The following is a 24,528-nucleotide window of genomic DNA, read 5'->3' as shown; positions in this document are numbered from 1 at the left end:
CCAGCGATGCTCGGCCACGCAGCGGCATGACCTCATTTGCCTACACATGAAGATCTAGACGATCAAGGCACAACGTGCTTGTCTTTCGAGCACAATTCCTCCGTACGGTATTTCCTACGTTTCTACATGACAGTTCGGTGAATCGTTCAACCCCTCACCCGCGCCTCACGCGACTCATCGCCCTGAAATTTATCACGGAAGTCCTCCCATCCGGAGAATGACCGGTCTGGCAGGCGGTTTGCTTGGCCCTCTCCCCGAACTTCCAAGAACCGCATCCCGATTCAGGCACGATCACCATCCGGACAACCAAAGGAGGAATCATGCCGCCTGCAAATCGATTCCATCTCGCCAACCGATCCCATTTCGTGTCCGCTCTGCTGGCCACCATGGTCGGATGCTCGACCATCGCGGCCGTGGCGCCGTTCACGGCGATGTCTGCAGACTCGCTCTTCTTGAAAGAGCCGAGACAGCCGTCGCGCTCCGATGACTCGTTCATCCGCATGTTTCCGGGTCTTCCACCCTTCGCCCCCGCTACCGACGAAATGCGGGACAAGGCGAAGAAGGTCGGCGAGGCGGGCGGCATTCTGGATGCGAAGGATCTGTTGACCGATCCGATCCAATCAATCACGAACCCGGCCGTGTTCAGCCCGAATAATCCAGACAATCCCAACATGACGGCGGGCGTCACCTTTCTCGGTCAGTTCATCGACCATGACCTGACGCTCGATCTCAAGTCGCCGTTGCTGCAAAACAGCGATCCCGGACGCACGACGAATTTCCGCACCGCCGCCTTCGACCTCGACAGCGTGTACGGCGCGGGTCCGCAGGGTTCACCGGAACTGTACGATCGCAGTTCCGGCGACATCAAGATGCGCATCGAAGCGATACCCGGATCGGAAGCGGTATCGCGCAAAGGAGCGGTCCGCTACGATGTGCCGCGCGATGCCAACAACAATGCCGTCATCGGCGACAGTCGAAACGACGAAAACATCGTCATCAGCCAATTTCACCTGGCGATGCTGCGCTTTCACAACGCCGTGATCGACAATCTGCGCGCGAAGCCGCTGCTGGCAAAGGCCCCCCCGGACCGCATTTTTCAAATGGCGCAGCGCATGGTCCAGTGGCACTATCAATGGATCGTGCTCCATGAATTTCTTCCGATGACCATCGGACAGGATCGGGTGGACGACATCCTACGGCGCGGCACGAGATTCTATAACGGCGACGATGTGCGGTTCAGAAATCTACGCGGCAGCCCGCAGATCCCGGTGGAATTCTCGGTGGCGGCCTATCGATTCGGCCATTCCCAAGTTCGTCCGAGCTACCGCACCAACTTCGGGCCGGACGGCGGGAATCCGGTGTTCGTCTTCATCTTCGACGACAGCAACGATCCGAACGATCCGGATCCGGCCGACATGCGCGGAGGCAAGCGGGCCGCCCGCCGCTTCATCGACTGGCAGACCTTCTTTAATTTCGGAGACGGCAACTTCCGCTCGAACAAGCGCATCGACGCCAAATTGTCTACGCCGCTGATGCACCTGCTGGGATCACGGGGTCCGGCTCCCGGCATGCCGCAGGACGGGGAACAATCGCTGGCGTCCCGCAATCTGATGCGACACGTCAACTCCGGACTGCCGTCCGGGCAGGCTATCGCCCGGCTCATGGGGGTGCAGGTGCTCACACCGGCCCAGCTGACTGAATTGCAGCCATATAACATGGATCGAAGCACGCCGCTTTGGTACTACGTGCTCAAGGAGGCTCAACTCCTGGAAGAGGGAGTTCGGATGGGACCGGTGGGAGGACGGATCGTGGGAGAAGTGTTCATCGGCCTGCTCAAGGCGGATCGCAGTTCATATCTGGCGGCGGATCGGAACTGGAAGCCGACCTTGCCGTCTGCGACGGCCGGCGACTTCAAAGTCACCGACCTCCTCCGGTTTGCCGGCGTGGTACCGCCCTTGAACTAACGCGTTGGGTAACGACATCAGCGGGAAGCTGCGGCGCCTGAAGCAGGCGTCGCAGTCCCGGGGCTCGACTCTTTGCGACCCCAATTGGTGGCGGTGACGCAGACGCCGACTTCACGGTCCGAAACCGGAATGTCGTTGACCGTCACCTGCGCCCCGCCGCGGGCGTCATTGGTCCAGATACGGAACGCCGTCGTCTTCGATTGCGGCCCGGTGAGATAAATAGTCGTGAAGGCGAGTGTGGTCAATGCTATGCCATGCTCATCCTGAGACGGTTCGCGATAGGACACAATCACCCTCTGCTTTCCCTCAGGGAGCGACATCGTCAAGGTCGGACAGCCGGAAGGAAGTACGGAATCAAGGGTCGTCTCTTTTCTCAGTTCCTCGCTTAGCGCATCCTTGACAAGAGTCTCCGAATTGAGCGTTTCACATGCGGCGGAGAGGAGTGCCAGGGTAACCAGCGCGCAGACTCGTCCACCGTCGAATATCCCGCAAGCTCTTCTCATGGCGTCAATCTATCCTCCAGTCTGATGTGATACCGTCGCCCGGCGGCGCGGGACGACGCGTCCCTCTTCTAATAAATGCTGAGGATCGCCCCAACTGGTCAGGTCTGTTCGCAGAAGAGCGACGGCATCCCGATAGATGTTGAACCGTTTCAGACCCTCCGCAGCCCTCGACCCCTTGAGCAGGAGAGCCGTATTCCCCTGGTCCAAATGCAACCGGCGACCGAGGTCCGGCCGGCTGCTGAAACCAGGCGATCACCCACCAAGCTCCATCCATTCACAACAGCCGGTGATTGGAAAACGTCAGGCTCTTAACCACCACGCGGCCGTTCTCATAGCTGATGATTCGTCTTGTACCGGGCAGGTCGGAGTCCCCGACCCGTACGTGGCTGTCGGTGAAACTCTCCACGTTGTTCAGCTTGCCGTCTTTGGGGGAGTAGTAGTAGACCGTATATCTGGTCGTGAGATACTTGCCGTCCTGGGTGACGGCACTATCCTCGACGTTGATCGTGAACGCGAACGGGGCCATGCCGGGGTGGGCCATCGTCCGATTGATCTGGGTGATCCGGTCGTTCTTCAATCGATAAAACGAGTTGGAGCCGTGAATGTGGAGCTTGACGCCGAGCGGATGACCATCCTCCTCCATGGTCAGCGAATACTTTCCGTCGGACTCCTCGAAACTGCGCGGTCCGCGATGAACGGCAATCATGCCCAGTTGCTCCTGCGCCCATTTCTGAATGTCACCGTCGGGCAGTTGCACCGAAACCTCACGGGGGCCTTTGACCATGATCGCCCCGGCGGTCTCCGCCCCGTCGACGTTGACGGCCAGATCGGCCGTGAACCCTTTGAAGTTTTTCTGCCACCGGGCTGTGTTTTCAAACGCCTTTCTCAAGGCTTCGCGCGCGCGGGGATCGTCGGCTACGGTCGGTCGCTCTGGCGTCTGTGCATCCATGGGGTTCTCCAGAAGAGTGAAGGTCTATAAGAGCTCCTGTGACGACTGATTATACTCATCTTCCGGAGCCACCCTCAATGGGAGCATTTTCAAATGTCTTTCGACTCTGTTATAGTTCGACAATTTTTCCGGATCTCCCTCCCGGCGGGGGAGCTGCAGCGATGAAGAATCGGGGGAAGCGAGATGGAACGTAGGGCAGCGTCGCATACCGAAGAAGAAGAGATGAACCAGCGGCGACGTCTTCTGAATGCCGCGAAGAAGGGCGACCAGAAGGCCGTGGCTAAACTCTTTGAACTGTATCAAGTTCGTGTCTACAACAGCGAAATGGTCAACAAACTGAACCGCGCGGCCGGCACACACAAGCTGCAGGGCAAAGGGGCCTCCGCAAAACAGTCGAAAGGAGCCGCGGCCGCGAAGCATGCCCACGTGAAAGACCAGCATCAACGGGGAAAGGCTGCGCCGGTGAAGAAGTCCGTTCCTCACTCGGCGAAGGATCGGCCCGCGAAACACAAGAAGTGATCCGTCGCGACTATTGAACCGCCACCCGCAACCCGCCGTTGCCCAGCTTTCCGGCAATCTCCTCCGCCTGTTTCCAGTCGCCGGTGAACACGACGGCTTCTCCATGATGATCGATCTTCCAGGCCAACTCGAAGGCTTTGGACGCGGTCATCCCGGGAATACATTCGCAAAAGAGCCCGATGACCTGTTGGTAGGTGTGACAGTCGCAGTTGTAGACGACGACGCGGGCCTCGAGACCGTCGCCAGCGCCGGTCGAAGGTGTTTCCGTAGCCAAGGGAGTCGCGACTGGTGTGGGGGATTCCGCCATAGGCTCCGGAATTCTAGCAGAGTTGCGCGCTGCGATGAACATCCAGGTCGAGACAGCCTAGGAGTCACTCGAGCCGCTTCTTTCGCAGTCGTTGACTGACGGAGCGCATCGCAACTCATTTTCCCGCCATCATATCCGCACCCTTCGTTCATCGAACGGTTCTCGCATGTCGCTACGGTCAGAACCGTCTGGCACCATTCATCGACAATGCCGGGGTCCCATGCTAGGGTGCAGACCATGAAGGATTTGTTCAGATCTTGGCTCGATGTCTTGCTCATTTTTGTCCCGGTCTCGGTGGCACTGGAGCTGTTCCACGCCGACCCGCTCGCGGTATTTGTCTGTTCCGCTCTGGCCATCATTCCGCTTGCCGGTGTCCTCGGACGCGCGACCGAACACCTGTCCTCCCATGTCGGAGAAGGAATCGGGGGCCTGCTCAACGCCTCGCTCGGCAACGCCGCGGAGTTGATTATCGCGCTGGCGGCGTTACGAAACGGCCTGCATGACGTCGTCAAGGCGTCGCTCACCGGATCGATTCTGGGCAATATCCTTCTCGTGCTCGGCGCCGCCATGATCGCCGGCGGCATCAAATACGAACGGCAGAAGTTCAACCAGACGGCGGCCGGCATGGGGGCCAGCTTGCTGCTTCTGGCCGCCGTCGGCTTGATTATCCCCGCAGTCTTTCATCTGACGGCCGCCTCGCAAGGCGCAGCGGTCGAACGAGAGCTGAGTCTCGAGATCGCCATTGTATTATTCGCCATTTACGTGTTGAGTCTCGTGTTTTCCTTGAAGACACACCGTCATGTCTATGCCGGCGAGGGACATGGCCCTGCCGACCTCGGCGAAATCCAATGGAGCCAGGCCAAGTCAACCGTGGTCCTGAGTGTGACCACCGTGCTTATTGCCGTCATGAGCGAGACGCTCGTGGGAGCCTTGGAGCCGGCGGCCCACCGCCTCGGTATGACGCAACTCTTCGTCGGCGTGGTGCTTGTGGCCTTGGTAGGCAACGCCGCCGAACATTCGACCGCCGTCATGGTGGCGGTGAAGAACAAGATGGATCTGGCACTCGGAATCGCGGTGGGCTCCAGCCTTCAGATCGCGCTCTTGGTCGCGCCGGTCCTCGTGTTCGCCAGTTATCTTTTCGGCAGGCCGCTCGACTTGATCTTCACGCCCTTCGAGGTCGCCGCCGTCACCATGTCCGTGCTGATCGTCGGTTTCGTCGCCATGGACGGCGAATCACACTGGATGGAAGGAGTCATGCTGGTGGGAGTCTACGCAATGCTGGCGGTGGCGTTTTTTTTCCTGCCTGCCTAGAACCGATCCATGTCGATGACTTCCGTGGCGTCCCACAGATTCTTGCTCTCGGCATCCGCCAGGGCCTTCAGTCGATCCTCTTCCGTCTCCTCGCCATACTGGCCAGGCGACGTCGGCTTGGCGGCAAGGTCGGGTTGAGTAGTGGGCGTCGCTGCCGGCGAATGCGCCCGTCGACGCTTCTTGGCTGGATCCATGTTCACCGGCACGTGTGTTTCCTCCCGAGCCTTTCGTCCAGTTTCCTCCGCCGGGAAAGGAAAAGTCAATCTTGCGGTCGAGACATCAGTACAGCTGTTCCGCAACGTGGTCCGCATAGAGACGTCCCCTGGCCGTCAATCTGGTATACCGATCCACTTCTTCGATGAGATGTCCGTCGCGTAAGCGTCTGATCGTGCGGCCATGGCCGTAATTCGTGCCGTGGGCGGAGAGGCTGGCCGTCGGGACTCCCCGGCTCAACCTGAGCCCGAAGATCACGGAATCCCTGAGGCGTTCCTGGTCGGACAAGACGGCATAATCCGACAGTGGCAGCCGCTGTGCGGCCAAATCCGTTCGATAGGCATTCAAGCTCGCCGTCTTGCCGAACCGAGCGCCGTTCAGAAAAGATTGCGCGCTCGGGCCGAGCCCCAAGTAAGCGCCATGCGTCCAATACAGAAGATTGTGGCGACACATGTGCCCAGGTTTGGCGTAGTTCGATATCTCGTATCGCTCGTATCCGGCCGCGCTCAACAGAGCGTGAGCCGCCTCGTCCATGGCGACCTGTAGCGCTTCATCCGGAGGCGAACAACGGCGGGCTTCGATATCCCCGGCCAGCGCCGTCCCGGGTTCGACGGTCAGGGCGTAGCACGAGAGGTGTACGGGACTCAGGTCGAGACACCGCTCCAGCGTCGAGATCCAACTGGCCATCGATTGGCCTGGAAGCCCGTACATCACGTCAAGATTGATATTCGTGAAGCCGGCCTTGCGGGCTTGCTGCACGGCGACAACCGTTTCACCGGCAAGCGCAGCGCGCCCGATGCCGGCGAGTTCGCGGTCCTCCATCGATTCGGCCCCGAAACTCATTCGGGTGAATCCGGCGCCCGCAAGCGCCGAGAGATCCTTCATGACCACAGTGGCGGGATGCGCTTCGATCGTGACTTCGCAATCGACCGACAATTCAAAATGCCCTCGGATCCCGTCGAGAATACCGATCAGGTCCGACGTCTCCAAGGCCGTGGGGGTTCCACCGCCGAAATACACCGAACTCAGCGGCCGTCTCCGCACATCGTCCTGCCGCGCATGGAGCGCCATCTCGGTGTGCAGTGCAGCCAGAAACCTGTCGGCCGCAGCCTGATGATGGACTTCCAGATAGAACGAGCAGAAGTCGCACCGGCGCCGACAGAATGGAATGTGGACATACAGACCGAGAGGCTGGCTCATGATCGAATGCGGAAGGGCTGTGGATCGGAATAGTCCCGTGACACCACGACCTCGATCTCGTCGACCGGAGAGATCCCGCGATTGCGGATGTGCGCGCTCCAAGCCGGATGTTGCCGGAGCGAGTCGAACACACTCTTCAACAGTTGCGGCTTGATCCGTGCTTCCCAATCGTGGACCCAGGCAAATTCGTCTTCCTCACCTTCATAATCCTCGGGAAATGACACCTCCAAGCTGAAGCGGAGGCGAAAGGTCTTTTCTTCTCGATGCATTGGTCTCCTGACGGATTGCAAGGCCGAATAGACGATTCTATAATGACGCTCCGACAAAGGAGCCTAACCATGCCTATCTTCGAATATGTTTGTCGCGATTGCAATCATCGATTCGAGCTGCTGATTCAGGGATCGATGCAGGCCGCCTGCCCCCACTGCCGGTCGGTCAAGGCGGAGAAGCAGTTCTCCGCCTTCGGTGTCGGTGCGACTGAATCGTCGGCGACGTCTGTGGGAGGAGGTGCGTGCGGGAGTTGCGGTGATCCGCGAGGTCCCGGGGCCTGCTCCATGAATTGACTTATGGAGGCTGAAGAGCAGGCCTTGCAGCAGGCCATCACCGCGATCGCGCAGTCCGACCCCTTGGTCAAGCTGCTTCAGCAGGTCAAGACGGGTCGGATGAAGTCCACGGATCCCGGACTGGCGGCTGTGACGGAATCATGGCTGACGACGTACCGGAAGGCCGTTGCGGCCGAGGGACTGACGAAGCAGGCTCTCAGGCGGATCGATCCGGAGCCGCGATTGGCTCTCTTGATCGAGTTAGGCATCGTGACCTCCGCCCATCCGTCCGTCACAGCCCTCGTGGCGGATTTCGAACAGGCCCTCGCGCGGGCGAATGACTAACTCCACCGTACGGCGTGCGTGGCTCGCGACTTTTTGTCTCACTGCGCTCCTCTCCGCGCCGAATGCCGCCGCCCAAGATGTGAACGGGCGCGGCCCGTTGCATATCGTCTCCGACCCCGCGCAGCTCAGCGAGTTTCTGCCGCTCTCCACGCACCTGATGCTCGAGCCAGTGCCGATCGAACGGCTCTTGGACCAACTCGATGGGCGACCGCCCGACTGGCCGGTGGTCTATGGACACGGCCATCACGATCCCGGGCACGACGACCGGCTGTTTTCCCTCAATCGCGAGCGCGATGCGCAACGTGAGGGAAATCCCGCGCTGTCATGGCTCGTCACATTCGCCTGGATCGGCGAGCTTTCACCCTTCGATCCACAGGTCGGCGGATTTCCCGTCGCCGTCGGTCCGAAATTCATTCAGACCCGGTGGGGGATCGTCCGCTTCAAAGCCGAGGAGCCGCCGGGGAATCTCGTCGTGGTCGCCGACGAGGCGTCGGCCAAGATTCTGGACCCGAGATCGGATCACCCGTTCCCGCGGAACATCGACGTGCTCATGACCGGCCGGTTGCTGCCGGACGAATCCCTCGTGTACGACTTTTCGCATGACCAAGAAGGGGTGGGACTCATCATGCCGTTTGTCCGCCTGGAGCAGATTCATTATGTGCTGATGCGATAGTCATAACTATGACACCCGCATGGGGTTGGAGATCGCCACCGTCAAAACGCATCTTTCGCACAGCGGAAGCCCGTGCCGCTCGGACGACTGTCCATCGTGCCCCAGTCACGGTCGCTCGTTCGAAGGCTGACGGCCGGCTTCAACCACGATCCTCCACGCATGGATTTGATCGCGCCTCGCTCAGGACCGCTGGGGTCCGTGAGAGGGGCCGACCGGTAATAATTGGGATCGTACCAGTCCTGGACCCATTCGGCCGCATTGCCTGCCATGTCATGGAGCCCGTAGGAACTGATTCCCTGGGGAAAACTGCCGACCGGCAAGGTCAGCACTTCACCCTTGAGCCCCTTGGCCTTGGCAAGCTGCGCTCCCTCTCCGTGGATCCAGAATGCTTCCCATTCCGTCGAGTTGGCGAAATCGATCCTCCGGCCGGCCCAATAGCTGGCACTGTTCGCCCAGGATGGGTTCCACACGTTGCCCCAGGGATAGAGACGGCCGTCTGAACCGCGTGCGGCCTTTTCCCATTCGGCTTCGGTCGGCAACCGCTTTCCTGCCCACCGACAGAATGCCGCCGCATCGAGCCAGCTGACGTTGACGACCGGATGGCGCTCGGTACCCGCTAAGGGATGACGATTGTTCCAAAGAGTGGCGCGCGGGTTGGAATTCTCGGGCATCGGATGCCCCGTTGAATCGACGAATCGTTCATAGGCTTCGTTCGTGACTTCGTATACATCGATGTAGAAGCCGCTGACATATATCAGCCGCTGCGGCTGCTCGTCCGGCAGGCCGTCGCCGCCGGACGGCGAGCCCATCGGAAATTCTCCGGCCGGAACCAACACCATCGGCGGTGGAGCAGAGAAGACGACACAGGGACAAGACAGGAGTACGGCCAGCAGAAGGGGAGCAACGCGACGAGAAAGGATCACGCGCCCGTCTTGGTCAGGCCGCACGCACGGGCCACTGCGTCGCGATAGGCAAGCCAGAGCGCCAAACATTTCTTGAGGCAGGAAAGAATCGTCTGCTGTTGAATGCCTGTTACGGCGTAATTCACTACCATATCATAGGCATCGTGCCGATGCCCCGCTTCCACCATCTGATGGGCGCGGATCAGATCCATGCAATCGGGCGAGAGACCATAGTGCTTGACCAGAGGATGCTCACCGATGACGGCTTCCACTTCCTCCGCGGTCTTGGGTTTCGACGGCTCCGCGAGTTCCCTCCGGTCCTTGACGCTGCCCTCCACAAATACCGTCATGGCCGCCGCCCCGACCACCCAATGGCGGTGGTCCGACGCCTGTTCCAGCCACGCCCGGTAACGTCCGGCTGCCGGAAGGAGTTGAACCCGGTCGAAATCCCGTCCCGCATAGCCGAGGCCGTTCATCATGCTGAGAAACAGATCAGGGTGCGATTTGCCCAATGAGAGGCCGCCGGTATCCTCTTCATAGATATTCTCAGCCAACATCCGTCTGACGGCCGGCGGGGGATTGTGTCCATGGATTTGGGCGAGGAACACGGGAAAATCCCGGACGTACACCTCATACTCCTGTTGAAAGTGTCGCTTGAGACGGTCTAGGGGAATCGTCCCCTCGGCAAAAAACGGCCAAGCCCAGTGATCCTTGCGATCCATGATGCAGAGGATTTCTTCTTGGAAACGGGCTTTGGTCATACGCTTCGACATGCTGGTTGCCTTCCTGACCACCGACTCATTACAATTCGCCACGGAGTAGGAGCGAGATGCAGCCGGTCACCGTTCAAAATCCCGAGGAAATTCTCTCGTTGCTTGCCGACGTGTCGCTTCGGGGAACCGGATTCGTCACCGACTGTCTCCTGGATTACGTCTTGGACGAAGGTTTTACGGAGCCGATTTACTTCAACGCAAGCGGGGAGGACCCGGAAGCCTATTTCAAGGGTCAATCGCCGGCGTGGGCCGTCTATCAAGTGCGCGAGTGGAAACGGGTCCTGACCGTTTCAGGCGGACCCGGCAAAACGCGCCGCGTCCAGATTACGGAAACTCCTTAGCCGGATTGAGCTGAGTCTACGGTGAGGCGATTGAAAAAGCAACGAATCGGAGAAGTCTTACCGTGGGCGGCGGGCCCGGCGGAGATCGACGAATGAACCTCGTGCGGATCGCGGAACCATTCACGCCCGGCGAGTTGGTGATGCTGCAGAGTTTGTTAGACGGAAGCGGTATCGAGTATGTACTCCGCCATGCGAACGTGAGCAGTCTGTACCCGGGCATCCCCGCGCTGACATCCCAGGTGTTCGTCGACGAACGGGATGTCCCCCGTGCGGAGCATTTGCTGAGTCGCCTCAGATCGGAGCTTCGCGAGGTGCCTCAGACGACGCCGGACAACGGTTAACCCGACGGTTTGGGCGTATGAGGATTCGAGGGCGCCTGCGAGGGAAGACGCTCGCCCGATCCTTGGAACCAGCCGCCGATCAACGTGCCTTCTTCGAAGTAGAGATAGCGGTGCTTCACGATCGCCGTGCTTTCCCAGTCCTCGAAGATCCATTCTTCCTGCCGGATTCCATCCTTGGTAAAGGTCGTGTTGATCGTCTGTGGTCCGCCCCAGGCTTGCAGGACTTGCTCCTTCGACATCCCGACCATGACGCGGTGCTCGGCGATATGCCTCTGAAAGTCCGGATCTCTCATCTGGACGATGAGCGGCCAAACGACCATCAGCACGACGAACAGGATGAGGCCGGCATAGATGGTGATGCGCACCGGGCGCTGTCGGATGAAGGAAACCGGTTCGGAAACATTGATATCCGCGGACGACATGTGTCTTCAGTCACAAGATGCTCGGCAGCGCGTAAAACGCGCGCGGGAATCCTAGCAATCACCCGCGGAAGGCGTCAAGGTACGCGGCGCGCAGATTTTCGCGTCAGTCGGCGTACTGGGGAACCGGGATCTTCTTGACCTGAGTCTGTCGCGGCGGGACCGGCTGCTGAAAGAATTCCTTGGAATAGGGGTTCATGATCGGCTCATGAGTATGGCGTTGCCTCCGCTTCACGAGCTCGATGCTTTGCGTGCCGATCTCCAACCGATCCACCATCGATTTGGTGGTCAGCGGGTCCGGCAATCCTTGGAGTGAAAACAACTGGTAGGCGAGGGTCCACTCCAGCTGGTCCTTAGCCGCCTCCTTGACGATGAACCGCGCCTGAGGCGAAGGAACTCCCTTGAACAACAACAGCCAGATGTTCGAACGAAAGGACGGCGCGGACGGATCATCAGAGGGATGAAACTCCGGAACCAGAGCCGGCAACTGGGCAATGGAAACGGACGGGGTGAACTCGATGTCGACCAGCCTCACGTACAGGGTGCGATTCTCACTCTGATCGTTGGGGTCGACCGCGTAACTGAAGGAATACCGCACTTCGACCCCGTCCCGCTTAAAAATGTAGACATCTTCCCCGTTTTCCGGAGCGACCAGCTTGCGGAAATACTTCTCCCAATCCGAAATGGCGTAATAGGTGAAGACTCGCAAGGCCGATTTTCGGTCTCGCACCGCCTGCGGCATACCGAGTTTTTCGTGCAATTCCGCTTGGGTCAGACCGAGAAATCCGTCTTCGAAATAGGCCGTTGCCGACGCGCGTGCCGGTGCACACACACCCAGGACCAGTGCAAACAAGAGCAGAAGATACGGTAGGCAGGGGTGAGGCCGATGCTGGAGCAAGGTTCATCTCCGGCTTTCAGTCATCGTATCGGCGGCACCTGATGAAGTCAAGCTCGTGTTTTGGTTGCCGGTTTCCCAGGTTCTCAGTATTATGATGGCGCCATCCTCCTCGTTTCTTATGACAGAGGGCAGATACAGATGAGCGACATCGAAACGCTTCTTCGCGAGCGCATCCTCATTCTCGACGGGGCGATGGGCACCATGATCCAGCAACGCAAGCTGGACGAGGCCGCGTTTCGCGGCGAACGCTTCAAAGATTGGGAAAAAGACCTGAAGGGCCACAATGATCTGCTGAATCTGACGCAACCGGCCTTGGTCGAAGACATTCATCGGCAGTATCTCGAGGCCGGAGCGGACATCATCGAAACCAACACGTTCAACTCCCAGGCAGTTTCGCTGTCCGATTACCATATGGACACCTTGGGGTACGAGCTCTCGCGGGCCGGGGCCGTCTGCGCCAAACGCGCCGTGGAAACCGTCCAATCGGCCGATCCGAAACGGCGGTGTTTCGTCGCCGGCGCGATCGGGCCGACCACCAAGACGTCGTCCATCTCCACGGATGTCAACAATCCCGCCGCGCGCGGCACGACCTACCAGGAACTCGTTCGCGCCTACGGCGAACAGGTTCGCGGTCTCCTGGACGGGGGAACGGATCTCCTGCTCGTCGAGACCATCTTTGACACACTCAACGCCAAAGCGGCCTTCTTTGCCATCCAGCAGGTGTTCTCCTCGGAGGGACGACGCGTGCCGATCATGGCGTCCGTTACGTTTATTCAAGCCGGCAGCAATCGCGGCGTAACCGGCCAAACCGTGGAGGCCTTCTGGAACTCCATCTCGCATGTCCCCTTGCTGAGCGTCGGCATCAATTGCGCCCTCGGACCCAAGGAAATGCGGCCGCTCATCGAAGAGCTGTCGCAGATCGCTCCGGTGTATGTCAGCGCGCATCCGAACGCAGGCTTGCCCAATCCGCTGCTCCCCACCGGTTTTCCTGAGACGCCCGAAACCTTGGCGCCGCAATTGCGCGACTGGGCCAAGAACGGCTGGCTGAACATCGTCGGCGGCTGCTGCGGAACGACGCCGGCTCACATTAAGCTCATTGCGGAAGCGACTCGCGGCATTGCGCCCAGAAGAATTCCGGATGTGCAGCCCTATACCAGGCTGAGCGGACTCGAAGCGCTGACGCTCCGTCCCGATTCCAATTTTACGAATGTCGGCGAGCGCACGAACGTCACCGGCTCGCCGGCGTTCGCCAGACTGATTCTCGCAGGCGACTACGAGGCGGCCTTGTCCGTGGCGCGCCAGCAAGTGGACGGCGGCGCCCAGATCATCGACATCAACATGGACGAGGGCATGCTCGATTCCGTCGCCGCCATGGAGAAATTTCTTCGACTGATCGCTTCCGAGCCCGACATCGCGCGCGTCCCGATCATGGTCGACAGCTCCAAATGGGAGGTGCTCGAGACAGGCTTGCGGAATATCCAGGGCAAGGCGGTGGTCAACAGCATCAGTCTGAAGGAGGGCGAGCAGAAGTTCGTGGACCAGGGGACGTTGGTTCGCCGATACGGGGCCGCCGTCGTGGTCATGGCGTTCGACGAACGGGGTCAGGCCGACACGCTCGAGCGCAAACAGGAAATCTGCGCGCGCTCCTATAAGATTCTGACCGAGCGGGTCGGTTTCCCTCCTCAGGATATCATCTTCGATCCCAATATCCTGACCGTCGCGACGGGGATCGACGAACACAACAACTATGCCGTCAACTTCATCGAGGCGACGCGCTGGATCAAGCAACACCTCCCGGAAGCGAAAGTCAGCGGAGGCATCAGCAACATCTCGTTTTCGTTTCGCGGGAACAACGTCGTGCGGGAGGCCATGCACGCGGCCTTTCTCTATCACGCCGTCAAGGCCGGACTCGATATGGGCATCGTCAATGCCGGCCAGCTCGCCGTGTATGAAGAAATCCCCAAGGACTTGCTCGAACTGGTGGAGGACGTGCTGCTGAACCGCCGGCCCGACGCCACCGAACGGCTGGTGAGCTTTGCCGAGACGGTCAAACAGAAAGGCAAGACCCTCGTTCAGGACGACGCTTGGCGCAAGGGCACAGTGGAGGAGCGGCTTTCCCACGCGCTCGTGAAGGGCATCACGGACTACATTGAGCAGGACACGGAGGAGGCGAGACGGAAATACGCCAAGCCGTTGTCCGTGATCGAAGGGCCCTTGATGGCCGGAATGAACGTCGTGGGGGACCTGTTCGGATCGGGCAAGATGTTCCTTCCACAGGTCGTGAAAAGCGCCCGCGTGATGAAAAAGGCGGTCGCGTACTTGATGCCCTTCATGGAGGAGGAGAAGAAACGGCTGGGCGACTATCGATCGCAGGGCAAAGTTCTGCTCGCCACCGTCAAGGGAGACGTGCACGATATCGGCAAAAATATCGTCGGGGTCGTCCTCGGATGCAACAACTACGAGGTCATCGATCTCGGGGTGATGGTACCCTGCGAAAAGATTCTGGCCACGGCCAAGGATCGCAAGGTCGATGTCATCGGATTGAGCGGCTTGATCACGCCGTCTCTCGACGAGATGGTTCACGTCGCCAAGGAAATGACCCGCGAGGGTTTTGACCTGCCGTTGCTCATCGGAGGAGCCACGACGAGCAAGGCCCACACGGCGGTCAAGATCGCCCCTTCCTATGCCCCATCGGTCGTGCACGTGCTGGACGCCTCCAGAGCCGTGGGAGTGATGGGCAATCTCATGGGAACCCAGCGTCCCACGTTCGTCCAACAGGTCCGGGACGACTACGAGCGAGTCCGTCAAGCCCATCAGGATCGAGGAGCTAGGCCGCTGGTCTCCCTGGATGCCGCACGGAAAAACCGGCTGGACTCGGACTGGACATCCATCGATGTGCCGGAACCATCCTTTCTCGGCACCAGAGAACTCAGGGAACTGGCCCTCGGGGAACTGGTCCCCTACATCGATTGGACGCCCTTTTTCCATACGTGGGAGCTCAGGGGCCGATTTCCGGCGATCTTCGACGACCCTACCGTGGGCAGCAAGGCCAAAGAACTCTACGAGGATGCTGGAAGGCTGCTGGAAGAAATCATTCGGCGCCGGTTATTGACGGCCAACGGCGTCTACGGCTTCTTCGCCGCCGCGTCGGTGGGCGATGACATCGCGCTCTTTACCGATCGGTCCCGCGCGCAGACATTGACGACATTCCACACCTTACGCCAGCAGTCGGAGAAACCGCCGAGTCAGGCCAATCTGGCTCTGGCCGATTTTGTCGCGCCTCAGATCTCCGGCAAGGCGGATTTTATCGGCGCCTTTGCGGTCACGGCTGGTATCGGCACCGACGAGCTCTGTCGCCGGTTCGAAAGCGACCACGACGACTACAACTCCATCATGGCCAAAGCGCTGGCGGACCGGCTGGCCGAAGCCTTTGCCGAATATCTCCATCAACGCGTACGGGGAGAGTGGGGCTATGGGCTGGGGGAGCGGCTGACAAACGAGGAACTCATTAAAGAACACTATCGAGGAATCCGCCCGGCCCCCGGATATCCTGCCTGTCCGGACCACACGGAAAAGGAGGCGCTGTTCAAGCTGCTGGACGTTGAACGCCATACGGGCATCCGCCTGACGGAAAGTTTTGCGATGTTGCCGGCCGCATCGGTCAGCGGCTTGTACTTCGCGCATCCGCAGGCGAAATATTTCGCGGTCGGGAAGGTGGGGAAAGATCAAGTCGAGGATTATGCCGGCCGGAAGGGGATGTCACTTGCCGTGGTAGAACGCTGGCTGGCACCCAACCTGAACTACGAACCAGTCTAGAATCGGTCAGGAGACTTCCGCCAGCAGGGAATGCGGGAGCGGCTTTCCCGCAGCGGAGGTCAAAGCGACCTTCACCATCCGGTAGCGCTCCTCAGCCCACCGGTTGAACTCCTCCGAATCGGCGAATACGAGATCCCAGGCCTTGACCGCATCGACCATCAGCAGCTGATGAGACTGATGGTCGGCCGGGAAATACACGACCAGCACGGCGGACTTGCCGGTCAGACTGACGTCCGTGAACACATGCAGCTGTCCACCGTGGGGAAGCGTCACGTCGCGCGAAGCGGCTTCAACCACAGGGTGATACATGCGACGCAGGAATAGCACGGTCATTTCGAAGGCGTTGCTCGTGCCCAGGAGACGTGGATTCGGTTTTTCGCCGAAGAGATGCTCGGTGAGGTATGTGGCGGCTTCCCAGGTCGGCAGGGAGCCGGACGTGACGAGCGCCTCACAGAGGTACGCAATCCAGTTTCTGGTGATTCCCGGTTTTTTCGTCGGCGCAGACTTTTTGGGCATGGAGACTGATCCTTTCCAGATTGACCGGAACCATCGGAATGCACGCGAACTCGGCGATGCGGGAAAGAGCGTTTTGAGCGCGATGAACTGGAGTATATCGATGAGGGAAAATACGGTCAACGAATTGGCGAAACGACGCGGCGCGGTCAGGACTCGCGGATGGAACCGAGCGGCGCCTTGTCGGCGTATTGCTCGTAGATGCGCCTGATGTCGCCGAGGGAAGCCAGAAACACGTCGAGGAGTTCTGGATCGAAATGCAGCCCGCGCTTCTTGACCATGAGTTCCACCGCATGGTCGAATTCGAACGCCGGTTTGTAGACGCGCGCCGTCGTGAGAGCGTCGAATGCGTCCGCGATGGCGACGATGCGGCCCTCGATGGGAATCTCTTCTCCCTTCAGCCCTCGCGGATAGCCGGTGCCGTCCCAGCGTTCATGATGCGTCAGGGCGATGGTCGCGGCCACATTGAGGATCTCGGCCTCTGAGCCGGCAAGAATCCGGTATCCGATTTCGGCGTGCTGGGCCATGACGTACAACTCATCCTGCGTGAATTTCCCCGGTTTCAGGAGAACATGGTCCGGAGTGCCGATCTTCCCGATATCGTGCATGGGGCTGGCCGTCCGGATGAGCTCGCACCGCTCATTGGGAAGTCCGTAGCGTCGGGCCAGCAGCTCGGAGTACCGGCTCATTCTGTGAATGTGCTGCGCTGTCGACCCGTCTCGGTATTCCGCCGCGATGGCCAGCCGCTGGATCGTTTCCTCCCTCGAAAGCCTGAGTTCCTTTTCGCTCCGCTCAAGCCATTCCAGCGCCTGTTGAAGTGCCATCGTCCTGGTTCTGACGATGTCCTCGAGATTATCCTGGTGGAGCTTGTTCTCGATCTCCAGCCGACGCCGGCGAAGTGCGTTTGTGACATTGATCAGCACTTCATTGGACTCAAACGGCTTGACGACGTAGCCGAATGCGCCCATGTCCAGCGCTGCATTGGCAAGCACGGCGCTGTCGAGACCGGTGACCATGATCGCCGCGGTGTAGGGATAGTCGGCCAGAATACTCCTGACGAGATCCATGCCTGATTCGCCCGGCATGTTCACGTCGCAGAGCACCAGCGCGAACGGATGCTCCTCCAGACGTTGACGGGCCTCCTTCGCATCGGCAGCGAGAACCGTTTCGTATCCGTGTGATTGCAGCATGTAGCCTAAGAGACGCCTGATCGGCTCTTCATCGTCGACGACCAGCACGCGCTTCAGGTCGAGGGTGGACTGTCGGTTTGCTGCATCCTGCAGGAACGTCATAACTTGTGTGGGCGCCGCGGGCCGTCCGCAACCCGCATCGAGGCGGTTTCACATGGGTATCGCGGTATTTTCATGTTGCTCGGAAACTCTAAGACGCGCGCACCTTTTGTGCCACTCTTTTTGTGTTTTACGCATCGAAGCGCCTCCCATTCTTGTACAGCAGCGATGCGCAGCAAGCCTGACCTGTCGCGCGCATGACGTTCATCCGCGCGGCGTTTCATTGCGCTTTGGACGGTGCTTCACTATAATGCGCTCAATCGTACACCACAGGAGAAACTCATTGCCATGAACGGTTCCGGAGGAGTTCTACGCGCCGATGGACGCAGAAAAGACCAGCTTCGTCCGATTAAAATCACCCGAAACTTCATCAAGCATGCCGAGGGGTCCGTCTTGATCGAAATGGGCGACACGAAAGTCGTCTGCACCGCATCAGTCGAGGAAAAGGTCCCCCCTTTTCTCAAGGGAAGGGGAACGGGATGGGTGACGGCAGAATACAGCATGCTCCCACGCTCCACGCACGAACGGTCGCCTCGCGAGGCCGTCAAAGGCAAACAAGGCGGTCGAACTTTGGAGATCCAGCGTCTCGTGGGACGTGCCCTGCGCGCCGTTACCGGCCTGGATCAAATGGGCGAACGGTCGATCTGGATCGACTGCGATGTCATCCAGGCGGACGGCGGGACAAGAACCGCGTCCATTACCGGAGCCTTCATCGCCTTGGCCGATGCGTTCACCACGCTGAAGACGAAGGGTTTGATCAAGAAGCGCCCCTTGACCGATTATCTGGCCGCCGTCAGCGTGGGAAAGGTCGGAGGGGAGATTCTCGTCGATCTCGCTTACGTCGAGGATTCGGTCGCGGAGGTCGATATGAATCTTGTCATGACCTCCAAGGGCCAGTTCGTTGAAATTCAGGGCACGGCGGAGCGGACGCCCTTCGCCAAGCAAGACATGGATGGATTTCTGGCTCAGGGATGGTCGGCGATTCAGACGCTCACGAATCTGCAGAAGGAGCTCGTTGGGGCTCTGGATTGACCATGTCCAGCATGATCACCGAGTTGGTCCTTGCCACTCGGAACCGCCACAAAGGGGAGGAACTCACCGCCCTCTTGAGCAACCTCGGGATCCGCGTCCGGACGTTGGCCGAGTTTCCCGACGCGCCTGAGGTAACGGAAGACGGCGACACCTGTGAGGCAAACGCGGTGAAAAAGGCCAGAACCATCGCAGACGTCACCGGACTTCCCGCCGTGGCCGACGATACGGGATTGGAAGTCGATGCGCTGAGCGGGCGGCCTGGAGTTTTCGCAGCTCGGTATGCGGGCGAGCACGTGTCTTACGAGAACAATTGGCGCAAGTTATTGAAAGAACTTGCGGGGATTCCGAGGAACCGGCGGCAAGCGCGTTTTCTCACGGTTGCGGCCTTGGCTCTGCCGGGCGGCGACATAGAGGTGGCGCAGGGTACCCTGGAGGGGCTCATCGCAGAGGAGCCGGCCGGGACCGGCGGGTTCGGCTATGATCCGGTATTTCACGTGCCGGAACTCGGCAAGACGCTGGCTGAGCTTTCTGCGGAACAGAAGAATCGTATTAGTCATCGAGCTAAAGCCTTTGCGAAGATTCGTGAGGTGTTGGCGAAACGAATGGTGAGTGTTGAATGATGAATGTTGAATTATTGATTGAATTGGTTCACTTTCTTGATTGAATATTCAGCATGACTGGGGCGCTCAAATACGTTTCTGGCAAGGCCGCAAGGAGCGAGAACGCCGAGGCGTACTCATTTCCGTACGTTGAGACGGGCGAATGACTGAGAACGAAGCCAGGGACGTTTTTCAGCGTCCCAAGCAGTCGGGGCGTAGCGCAGCCTGGTAGCGCGCCTGCTTTGGGAGCAGGATGTCGGAGGTTCAAATCCTCTCGCCCCGACCAAACCAAGCTCGCTCGTGCCGTGCGCTCATTATCGGTTTTTGTTATCGATGCGCACGGATAGACGCCACCAGTATCTATGCTTGATGTGCGACCGTCAGCGAAGACGCCGGGCCGAAGGCCAAATCCTCTCGCCCCGACCAAACCAAGCTCGCTCGTGCCGCGCGCTTATTATCGCTGTATCGTTTTGACGCGCGCGGATAAATGCCTTCGGTGTTGATGGCGATGCAAAACTGCTTGCTCAACCCCGAGCCTAGATTTTGTGGCGACGGGATCGACACCTTTAGTGCTGTATTGTAGTCAGCTTGCTCGCTCGTGCCGCGTGCTTAGTGTCGATATTATTGATAGGCAGCAAAAGCCTCAATCATAAACACCTATGAATTGCTTTCTTTGCCCCCGCCTGGTGTAGCCTCGGCGCTCATCGTTGGAATCATTAACAGGCTGTTGACAAAGTCCGCCAGCGGCGTTCTCGCGTCGCTTAGAGGCTCAACGTACGGCACAGAGTACGATTCGCCTCTTCGCTCGCTGCGGCCTTGCTGGACGGCCTTTCTGAACAGCCTGCGGGGCACGCTGGTGGCACCCGTAATCTCAGACACGACGCCATTTCCGAGGTCATCACATGGTTTGTCAACACACTGTTAAGGGCAATTTCCCGACGGTAGTGATCGGCATCCCTTAGGAGCGTAAGCTTGTCTTGCGAATCCTCATTCCGAAAATTACACGTATTTCTACCATCTCCCATCGCGCCCCCCCATTCGAGGGATTGTGCCTCATCAGGTCTGTGCGTAGCGTACCACCAGTCTTGGTGCGCTGATTTGGTTGCCTTGTCTCGATAATAGAAACAGAGCCTATCTCTCAGTAGTGGCAGTTGCTACCGCACCACTGTAGGCGTTTCAGACACTCAAGAGGTGCGCATGAGGAGAAGAGACACGATCAGACTCGTCCATTCTGCCATTAGTATTGTGCTCTTGATGGTGACCGTCGACTGCGGAATCGACTCTCCAACTGGGTCGTCTAACCCCGGCGCAAAGGCAAGAGCAAGCTCGGCTATTCCACCTGGATATTCATCAGCGATCATCAGGGTCAAGTTTAAAGAGGGCACCAATGTGGATATGCCGCTTGAGTTGCTCCCTTCCGACCTGAGGCGCGCAGTCGCTGCTTACTCTAAGCTTTTCACTCTGCCAAGGTCGAAGCTGGACGAACTCCGGAGCAAGGGTAGGACTCGTTCAGGAAGGACCTTGCCCGACTTGAATCTGTGGTTTGAGTTTACCCTACAACAGGGGACTGACGCAGTCGCCTTTCTTAAAGAGTTACGGGATTTGCCGAGTGTGGAGATAGCAGAGCCTGCCCCACTCCCACAACCACTTTCCGCAATCACGCCTGACTTTTCCGGGAATCAAGGTTACCTCGATGTTGCCCCCGGCGGCATCGAGGCCCGCTTTTCTTTCGGGATTCCAGGAGGCAACGGTAACGGTGTCACGATCTACGATATTGAGTACAGTTGGCACCAAACACACGAAGACCTCAGCAAGGCCCATGGACTTCCGTTGCTGGTAAATCCTGGCGATCTACTTTTCGATCCTTTTCACGATGACAATCATGGCACCGCCGTCCTGGGTGAAATGATTGCCGACAAAGATGCTAAGGGCATGACAGGGATTTCTTGGGGTGCCAATATTGGTCTTGCTCCAGCCCAGACCATTAACAAAGGCTACAACCCAGCTAATGCCATTCTTCTCGCAGTAGCAGATGGTTCGCCCGGCGATATCATCCTGTTGGAACAACAAGCCGCCGTCTGTGGTTTGGGTGAATTTGACTGGGGACCGGTAGAATGGATTTCCGATGTCTTCGACGCAATTCAAACCGCGGTCGCGGAGGGATATGTCGTCATTGAGGCAGCCGGCAATGGAAATGTGAACTTGGATCAGCCTAGCTGCGGCGACTTTTTCAATCGGACCGTCCAAGATTCTGGAGCAATCATTGTGGGTGCAGGAAATCACCCGAGCAGTGGCGCCGATCGCCAACGCACAGTGTTTTCTAGTTACGGAAGTCGGATCGATCTGCAGGGGTGGGGCTTTGGGGTCTCAACTACAGGATACGGCCTTTCGCATAAGAATTCTGACGCTTCTAACAATCCTGACTTTTGGTATACACAAACTTTTAGCGGTACGTCGAGTGCCTCGCCGATTGTAGCCGGCGCCGCTACCAACCTCCAAGGTATCGCGTTTAGCCGATTACGGGTACCTCTCACTCCCCTACAATTGCGCACATTGTTGGTGCAGACGGGGAGTCCTCAATTGGGGAATACGTCTGAAAATATCGGGCCTCGTCCGAACTTGAAGGAGGCGATTGCGGAACTCATGCGGACGTTTCCGAATTTGTTCACCCTGACTATCAACAAGGCAGGCTCGGGCAGCGGGACGGTGAGGTCCAACCCGGTTGCCATTAATTGTGGCACCACTTGCTCAACTCAATTTAATGAAGGGACGAGTGTCACTCTCACCGCAGTAGCGACAGACGGCTCGACCTTTGCCGGCTGGACCGGCGGTGGGTGCAGCGGTACGGGCGTCTGTTCGGTGAATGCTGAAGCCACAGTTACGGCCACTTTTACGAAGCCGTTCACCCTGACTATCAACAAGGCAGGCTCGGGCAGCGGGACGGTGAGGTCCAACCCGGTTGCCATTAATTGTGGCGCCACTTGCTCAACTCAATTTAATGAAGGGACGAGTGTCACTCTCACCGCAGTAGCGACAGACGGCTCGACCTTTGCCGGCTGGACCGGTGGTGGGTGCAGCAGCATGGGTATCTGTTCAGTGAATGCTGACGCCACCGTCACGGCCACTTTTAGTAACACAGTTACCACTAGTCCTGTTCCCGCTCCTTCCAATCCTGGTGGCGGCGGCTGCACACTGAACTCCTCAAGCACCGATGTAGTTCTGCCGGCGCTGTTGATGCTCAGCCTCGCTTTTTGGGTACGACGTCTAAGACCTCAGACCAAGAAGTAGACCGACTTCTTGGAAAGTCGTGACGCCGTGCACACTTTGTGGAACTTAGCGAGAGGGTGTGTCTTGCCCTTATCTGATTCGCCAATAGGCATTGTGGAATTTGTCGGTGTAGGTTGCTGCCCCCTCTCTATCGCAATCCTCTGTTTCTGATTGCCATGACTGCGGGACCGACCTTTTGGCTTGCGTGGGCTTTCTTCACGCCAGTGAGCCCGCTTTCTTGGTCTGGCGTCTGGTCCTCGGGGTTTTCTCTCTGGTGCGCTCTAGCAGCCTATTACTGAAGAGTTGCCGTTCTGCGGCGTGATCCAAGATGCGCTGCGTCGGGCAGAAGGATCTCACACCGGCTCAGGCATAACCGGGCAACTTCCGTCCCATCCTCCCTGCTTTCTACTTTGGATATGAGTATTTCAACCCTGCGTCACTGCCGTGAACGGCTGCGTCAGAGTTCCGCCAACGCATCGGCATAGGTTGCGGCATGCGGCACATGATAGGCGTCGAACGCACCCCGTAGATCAACCCCGCCGGTCGCGTCCGTGAACATGACGAACAGGCTGTTGCCCGTCCTCCGGTTCGCTGGAGTACAGCTCTCGAAATTGTAGGAGCGTGTGGGATGATAGAGCCGCTCCCAAAATTGCGGGGTCAGGAGTCCTCGCTCGAATAGCGGCCAGAAATAGCAGTTGCCGATGTCATGACTTTCGCTGAGTTGATCGCATCCCTTGGTGTAGTCGATGCCTCGAAGGCCTCTCGGGCCGAATTGATCCAGCGGCAGGAAGCCGGAACTGTAGGCCAGTGCGTCGGCCTGGCCTTCGTTGAAACAGGAATGGTCTCCGGCGAAGAACCCTGAGATTTCGTTGAAGAGTTGATGCGCGATCTCATGCGCGATTCGCGGAGTGACAGTCTGGACCAGCCCTCCGAACGAGTTGAAATACAAAGGATGCGCATAATTCGCCGTAATTACCCCATTGCTGTAGCTGAAATTCCCCTCGCCATGCTGCGAGGTGGCCAACTCTGTCGGCATGACCAGCGCGGTGATCGGATCTGAGCCGACCCTTGTCAGCCTCCGTTCGGCGGATTGAATCGCGAGAGCGTTCGTGAAAATTTCCATTCCGGCGTTTCCCGCTTGGAAGGAGGCCTGCCGATAAAACACTGTCCGCAAGCCGGTCATGGGATCGGTCCGTTGGTCGGTCACAAAGTCCACTGGAGTGATGCCGCCCCAGACAGGGGGCAGTTCATACCAGGTCACCATGACATCGGTCTCGGTGGACAGCACGATAGAGGGTGCATAGGGTACGGTCACAAACGCACTGGGGCCTTGCGGGTACACCGTGGCAACGACATCCGCCGACCCGCTGATCAATTCTGGTGATGCCCCGAGGACGGGGAACGCAAGGCCGCTGATTCGGATGCCATCGATCGACGGGATGATCGTCGTCGCTCGACACGTTCCACCGCAGGTGGAGAGGACGACCGGAGTTTGATTGCGACATCCCGCATCATCACAGTACGACAGCCACGGGGGAAGCGGTGTCCGAGCCCCGGCCGGAGGAATGACCGGAGGCGTAGCCGGTGGGGTTGTAGGCGCGTTGGGGTTGGGGTTCCCCGGAGGAGGAACACCTGGCTGCGTCGGGGCCTGCGGTTCCACCACCGTAGTGCTTTGAGGTTGAGACTTGTCCCCCCCACTGGAGCACGCAACCAAGAACAACGTAACGAACAGAACGAGCAGTCTCATAACCTAAAACCCAGGATACGCAGTTTTCCTAGATCGTCCTACCCCCCGAATGAGGGGGATCGGTT

Annotated in this window: 25 protein-coding genes and 1 tRNA gene; 13 read left to right on the top strand and 13 right to left on the bottom strand. The window is 58.8% G+C overall.

The features are described from left to right. The first annotated feature begins 320 nt into the window (after nucleotides 1-320). Nucleotides 321-1,964 carry a heme peroxidase family protein gene (locus P0111_10175; protein ID MDF0644388.1) on the top strand — a complete coding sequence of 548 codons (1,644 nt, stop codon included), beginning with the start codon at nucleotides 321-323 and terminating at the stop codon, nucleotides 1,962-1,964. A 17-nt stretch (nucleotides 1,965-1,981) separates the two neighbouring features. On the opposite strand, the gene P0111_10170 is transcribed toward P0111_10175, so the two are convergent. Together P0111_10170 and P0111_10165 are read right to left on the bottom strand one after the other, a co-directional pair. After that, entirely contained in the window at nucleotides 1,982-2,467 is a 486-nt protein-coding gene (locus tag P0111_10170) for a hypothetical protein (GenBank protein ID MDF0644387.1), read from the bottom strand. Nucleotides 2,468-2,741: 274 nt separating this feature from the next. Beyond that, entirely contained in the window at nucleotides 2,742-3,416 is a 675-nt protein-coding gene (locus P0111_10165; GenBank protein ID MDF0644386.1) for a DUF3386 family protein, read from the bottom strand. 222 nt (nucleotides 3,417-3,638) lie between these two features. Here P0111_10165 and P0111_10160 point away from each other — a divergent pair, with 222 nt between their 5' ends. After that, entirely contained in the window at nucleotides 3,639-3,935 is a 297-nt protein-coding gene (locus P0111_10160) for a hypothetical protein (GenBank protein MDF0644385.1), read from the top strand. A 10-nt stretch (nucleotides 3,936-3,945) separates the two neighbouring features. Here the strand turns inward: P0111_10160 and P0111_10155 are convergent, their stop codons facing one another. Next, nucleotides 3,946-4,242 (bottom strand): ATP-dependent Clp protease adaptor ClpS, encoded by a 297-nt coding sequence (locus tag P0111_10155; protein ID MDF0644384.1) that lies wholly within the window; start codon nucleotides 4,240-4,242, stop codon nucleotides 3,946-3,948. 237 nt (nucleotides 4,243-4,479) lie between these two features. On the opposite strand from P0111_10155, the gene cax reads away from it, so the two are divergent. Next, nucleotides 4,480-5,553, top strand: a complete 1,074-nt coding sequence (gene cax / locus P0111_10150; GenBank protein ID MDF0644383.1) for a calcium/proton exchanger — start codon at nucleotides 4,480-4,482, stop codon at nucleotides 5,551-5,553. Here the strand turns inward: cax and P0111_10145 are convergent. From P0111_10145 to P0111_10135, 3 genes are all read right to left on the bottom strand, one after another. Continuing rightward, nucleotides 5,550-5,759: a hypothetical protein gene (locus P0111_10145; protein MDF0644382.1), complete on the bottom strand. Its 210-nt coding sequence runs from the start codon at nucleotides 5,757-5,759 to the stop codon at nucleotides 5,550-5,552. The genes cax and P0111_10145 overlap by 4 nt on opposite strands. Before the next feature lie 73 nt (nucleotides 5,760-5,832). Then, nucleotides 5,833-6,966, bottom strand: coding sequence for a radical SAM family heme chaperone HemW (gene hemW / locus P0111_10140; protein ID MDF0644381.1), 1,134 nt, complete (start codon nucleotides 6,964-6,966; stop codon nucleotides 5,833-5,835). Then, nucleotides 6,963-7,235, bottom strand: coding sequence for a hypothetical protein (locus P0111_10135; protein ID MDF0644380.1), 273 nt, complete (start codon nucleotides 7,233-7,235; stop codon nucleotides 6,963-6,965). The genes hemW and P0111_10135 overlap by 4 nt, the downstream gene beginning before the upstream one ends. 69 nt (nucleotides 7,236-7,304) lie before the next feature. Here P0111_10135 and P0111_10130 point away from each other — a divergent pair, with 69 nt between their 5' ends. From P0111_10130 to P0111_10120, 3 genes are read left to right on the top strand one after another with little or no spacing between them, the layout of a single operon-like run. After that, entirely contained in the window at nucleotides 7,305-7,529 is a 225-nt protein-coding gene (locus P0111_10130) for a zinc ribbon domain-containing protein (GenBank protein ID MDF0644379.1), read from the top strand. Between the two features lie 3 nt (nucleotides 7,530-7,532). Continuing rightward, complete coding sequence (locus tag P0111_10125; GenBank protein ID MDF0644378.1) at nucleotides 7,533-7,853, top strand: hypothetical protein; 321 nt, start codon at nucleotides 7,533-7,535, stop codon at nucleotides 7,851-7,853. Beyond that, nucleotides 7,846-8,526 (top strand): hypothetical protein, encoded by a 681-nt coding sequence (locus P0111_10120; GenBank protein MDF0644377.1) that lies wholly within the window; start codon nucleotides 7,846-7,848, stop codon nucleotides 8,524-8,526. The genes P0111_10125 and P0111_10120 overlap by 8 nt, the downstream gene beginning before the upstream one ends. Before the next feature lie 41 nt (nucleotides 8,527-8,567). Here P0111_10120 and P0111_10115 read toward each other — a convergent pair whose 3' ends face one another. Both P0111_10115 and P0111_10110 read right to left on the bottom strand, forming a co-directional pair. Then, a complete protein-coding gene (locus P0111_10115) occupies nucleotides 8,568-9,449 on the bottom strand; it encodes a formylglycine-generating enzyme family protein (GenBank protein ID MDF0644376.1) in 882 nt (293 codons plus the stop codon). Beyond that, nucleotides 9,446-10,201, bottom strand: a complete 756-nt coding sequence (locus tag P0111_10110; GenBank protein ID MDF0644375.1) for an iron-containing redox enzyme family protein — start codon at nucleotides 10,199-10,201, stop codon at nucleotides 9,446-9,448. Before P0111_10110 ends, P0111_10115 begins: the two co-directional genes overlap by 4 nt. 56 nt (nucleotides 10,202-10,257) lie before the next feature. Here P0111_10110 and P0111_10105 point away from each other — a divergent pair, with 56 nt between their 5' ends. Next, on the top strand, nucleotides 10,258-10,542 hold the full coding sequence (locus tag P0111_10105; protein ID MDF0644374.1) for a hypothetical protein: 285 nt from the start codon (nucleotides 10,258-10,260) through the stop codon (nucleotides 10,540-10,542). A gap of 92 nt (nucleotides 10,543-10,634) precedes the next feature. Continuing rightward, entirely contained in the window at nucleotides 10,635-10,883 is a 249-nt protein-coding gene (locus P0111_10100; GenBank protein ID MDF0644373.1) for a DUF2007 domain-containing protein, read from the top strand. Here the strand turns inward: P0111_10100 and P0111_10095 are convergent. Further along, nucleotides 10,880-11,305 (bottom strand): hypothetical protein, encoded by a 426-nt coding sequence (locus P0111_10095; protein ID MDF0644372.1) that lies wholly within the window; start codon nucleotides 11,303-11,305, stop codon nucleotides 10,880-10,882. The genes P0111_10100 and P0111_10095 overlap by 4 nt on opposite strands. A 103-nt stretch (nucleotides 11,306-11,408) precedes the next feature. Next, complete coding sequence (locus P0111_10090; GenBank protein ID MDF0644371.1) at nucleotides 11,409-12,200, bottom strand: hypothetical protein; 792 nt, start codon at nucleotides 12,198-12,200, stop codon at nucleotides 11,409-11,411. Nucleotides 12,201-12,338: 138 nt separating this feature from the next. Here P0111_10090 and metH point away from each other — a divergent pair, with 138 nt between their 5' ends. Then, nucleotides 12,339-16,016 (top strand): methionine synthase, encoded by a 3,678-nt coding sequence (metH, locus tag P0111_10085; GenBank protein ID MDF0644370.1) that lies wholly within the window; start codon nucleotides 12,339-12,341, stop codon nucleotides 16,014-16,016. 6 nt (nucleotides 16,017-16,022) lie between these two features. Here the strand turns inward: metH and P0111_10080 are convergent, their stop codons facing one another. Beyond that, nucleotides 16,023-16,532 carry a hypothetical protein gene (locus P0111_10080; protein MDF0644369.1) on the bottom strand — a complete coding sequence of 170 codons (510 nt, stop codon included), beginning with the start codon at nucleotides 16,530-16,532 and terminating at the stop codon, nucleotides 16,023-16,025. A gap of 146 nt (nucleotides 16,533-16,678) precedes the next feature. Then, on the bottom strand, nucleotides 16,679-17,821 hold the full coding sequence (locus P0111_10075) for a response regulator (protein ID MDF0644368.1): 1,143 nt from the start codon (nucleotides 17,819-17,821) through the stop codon (nucleotides 16,679-16,681). Between the two features lie 285 nt (nucleotides 17,822-18,106). Here P0111_10075 and rph point away from each other — a divergent pair, with 285 nt between their 5' ends. The 4 genes from rph (at nucleotide 18,107) to P0111_10055 (ending at nucleotide 22,737) form a co-directional block, all read left to right on the top strand. After that, entirely contained in the window at nucleotides 18,107-18,850 is a 744-nt protein-coding gene (gene rph, locus P0111_10070; GenBank protein ID MDF0644367.1) for a ribonuclease PH, read from the top strand. A 2-nt stretch (nucleotides 18,851-18,852) separates the two neighbouring features. Next, nucleotides 18,853-19,470 (top strand): XTP/dITP diphosphatase, encoded by a 618-nt coding sequence (locus tag P0111_10065; protein ID MDF0644366.1) that lies wholly within the window; start codon nucleotides 18,853-18,855, stop codon nucleotides 19,468-19,470. Between the two features lie 188 nt (nucleotides 19,471-19,658). Then, nucleotides 19,659-19,735: transfer RNA gene (locus tag P0111_10060), tRNA-Pro, on the top strand. Between the two features lie 1,244 nt (nucleotides 19,736-20,979). Continuing rightward, nucleotides 20,980-22,737, top strand: coding sequence for a S8 family serine peptidase (locus tag P0111_10055; protein ID MDF0644365.1), 1,758 nt, complete (start codon nucleotides 20,980-20,982; stop codon nucleotides 22,735-22,737). A 436-nt stretch (nucleotides 22,738-23,173) separates the two neighbouring features. On the opposite strand, the gene P0111_10050 is transcribed toward P0111_10055, so the two are convergent. Beyond that, nucleotides 23,174-24,031, bottom strand: a complete 858-nt coding sequence (locus P0111_10050; GenBank protein ID MDF0644364.1) for a hypothetical protein — start codon at nucleotides 24,029-24,031, stop codon at nucleotides 23,174-23,176. Nucleotides 24,032-24,528 lie beyond the last annotated feature (497 nt).

Origin of the sequence: Nitrospira sp. (assembly GCA_029194535.1) — a bacterium.
In the GTDB taxonomy this organism is placed as follows: Bacteria; Nitrospirota; Nitrospiria; order Nitrospirales; family Nitrospiraceae; genus Nitrospira_C.
Note: the sequence above shows the minus strand (reverse complement) of the source record. Positions and strands in the feature narration are given on the sequence as shown.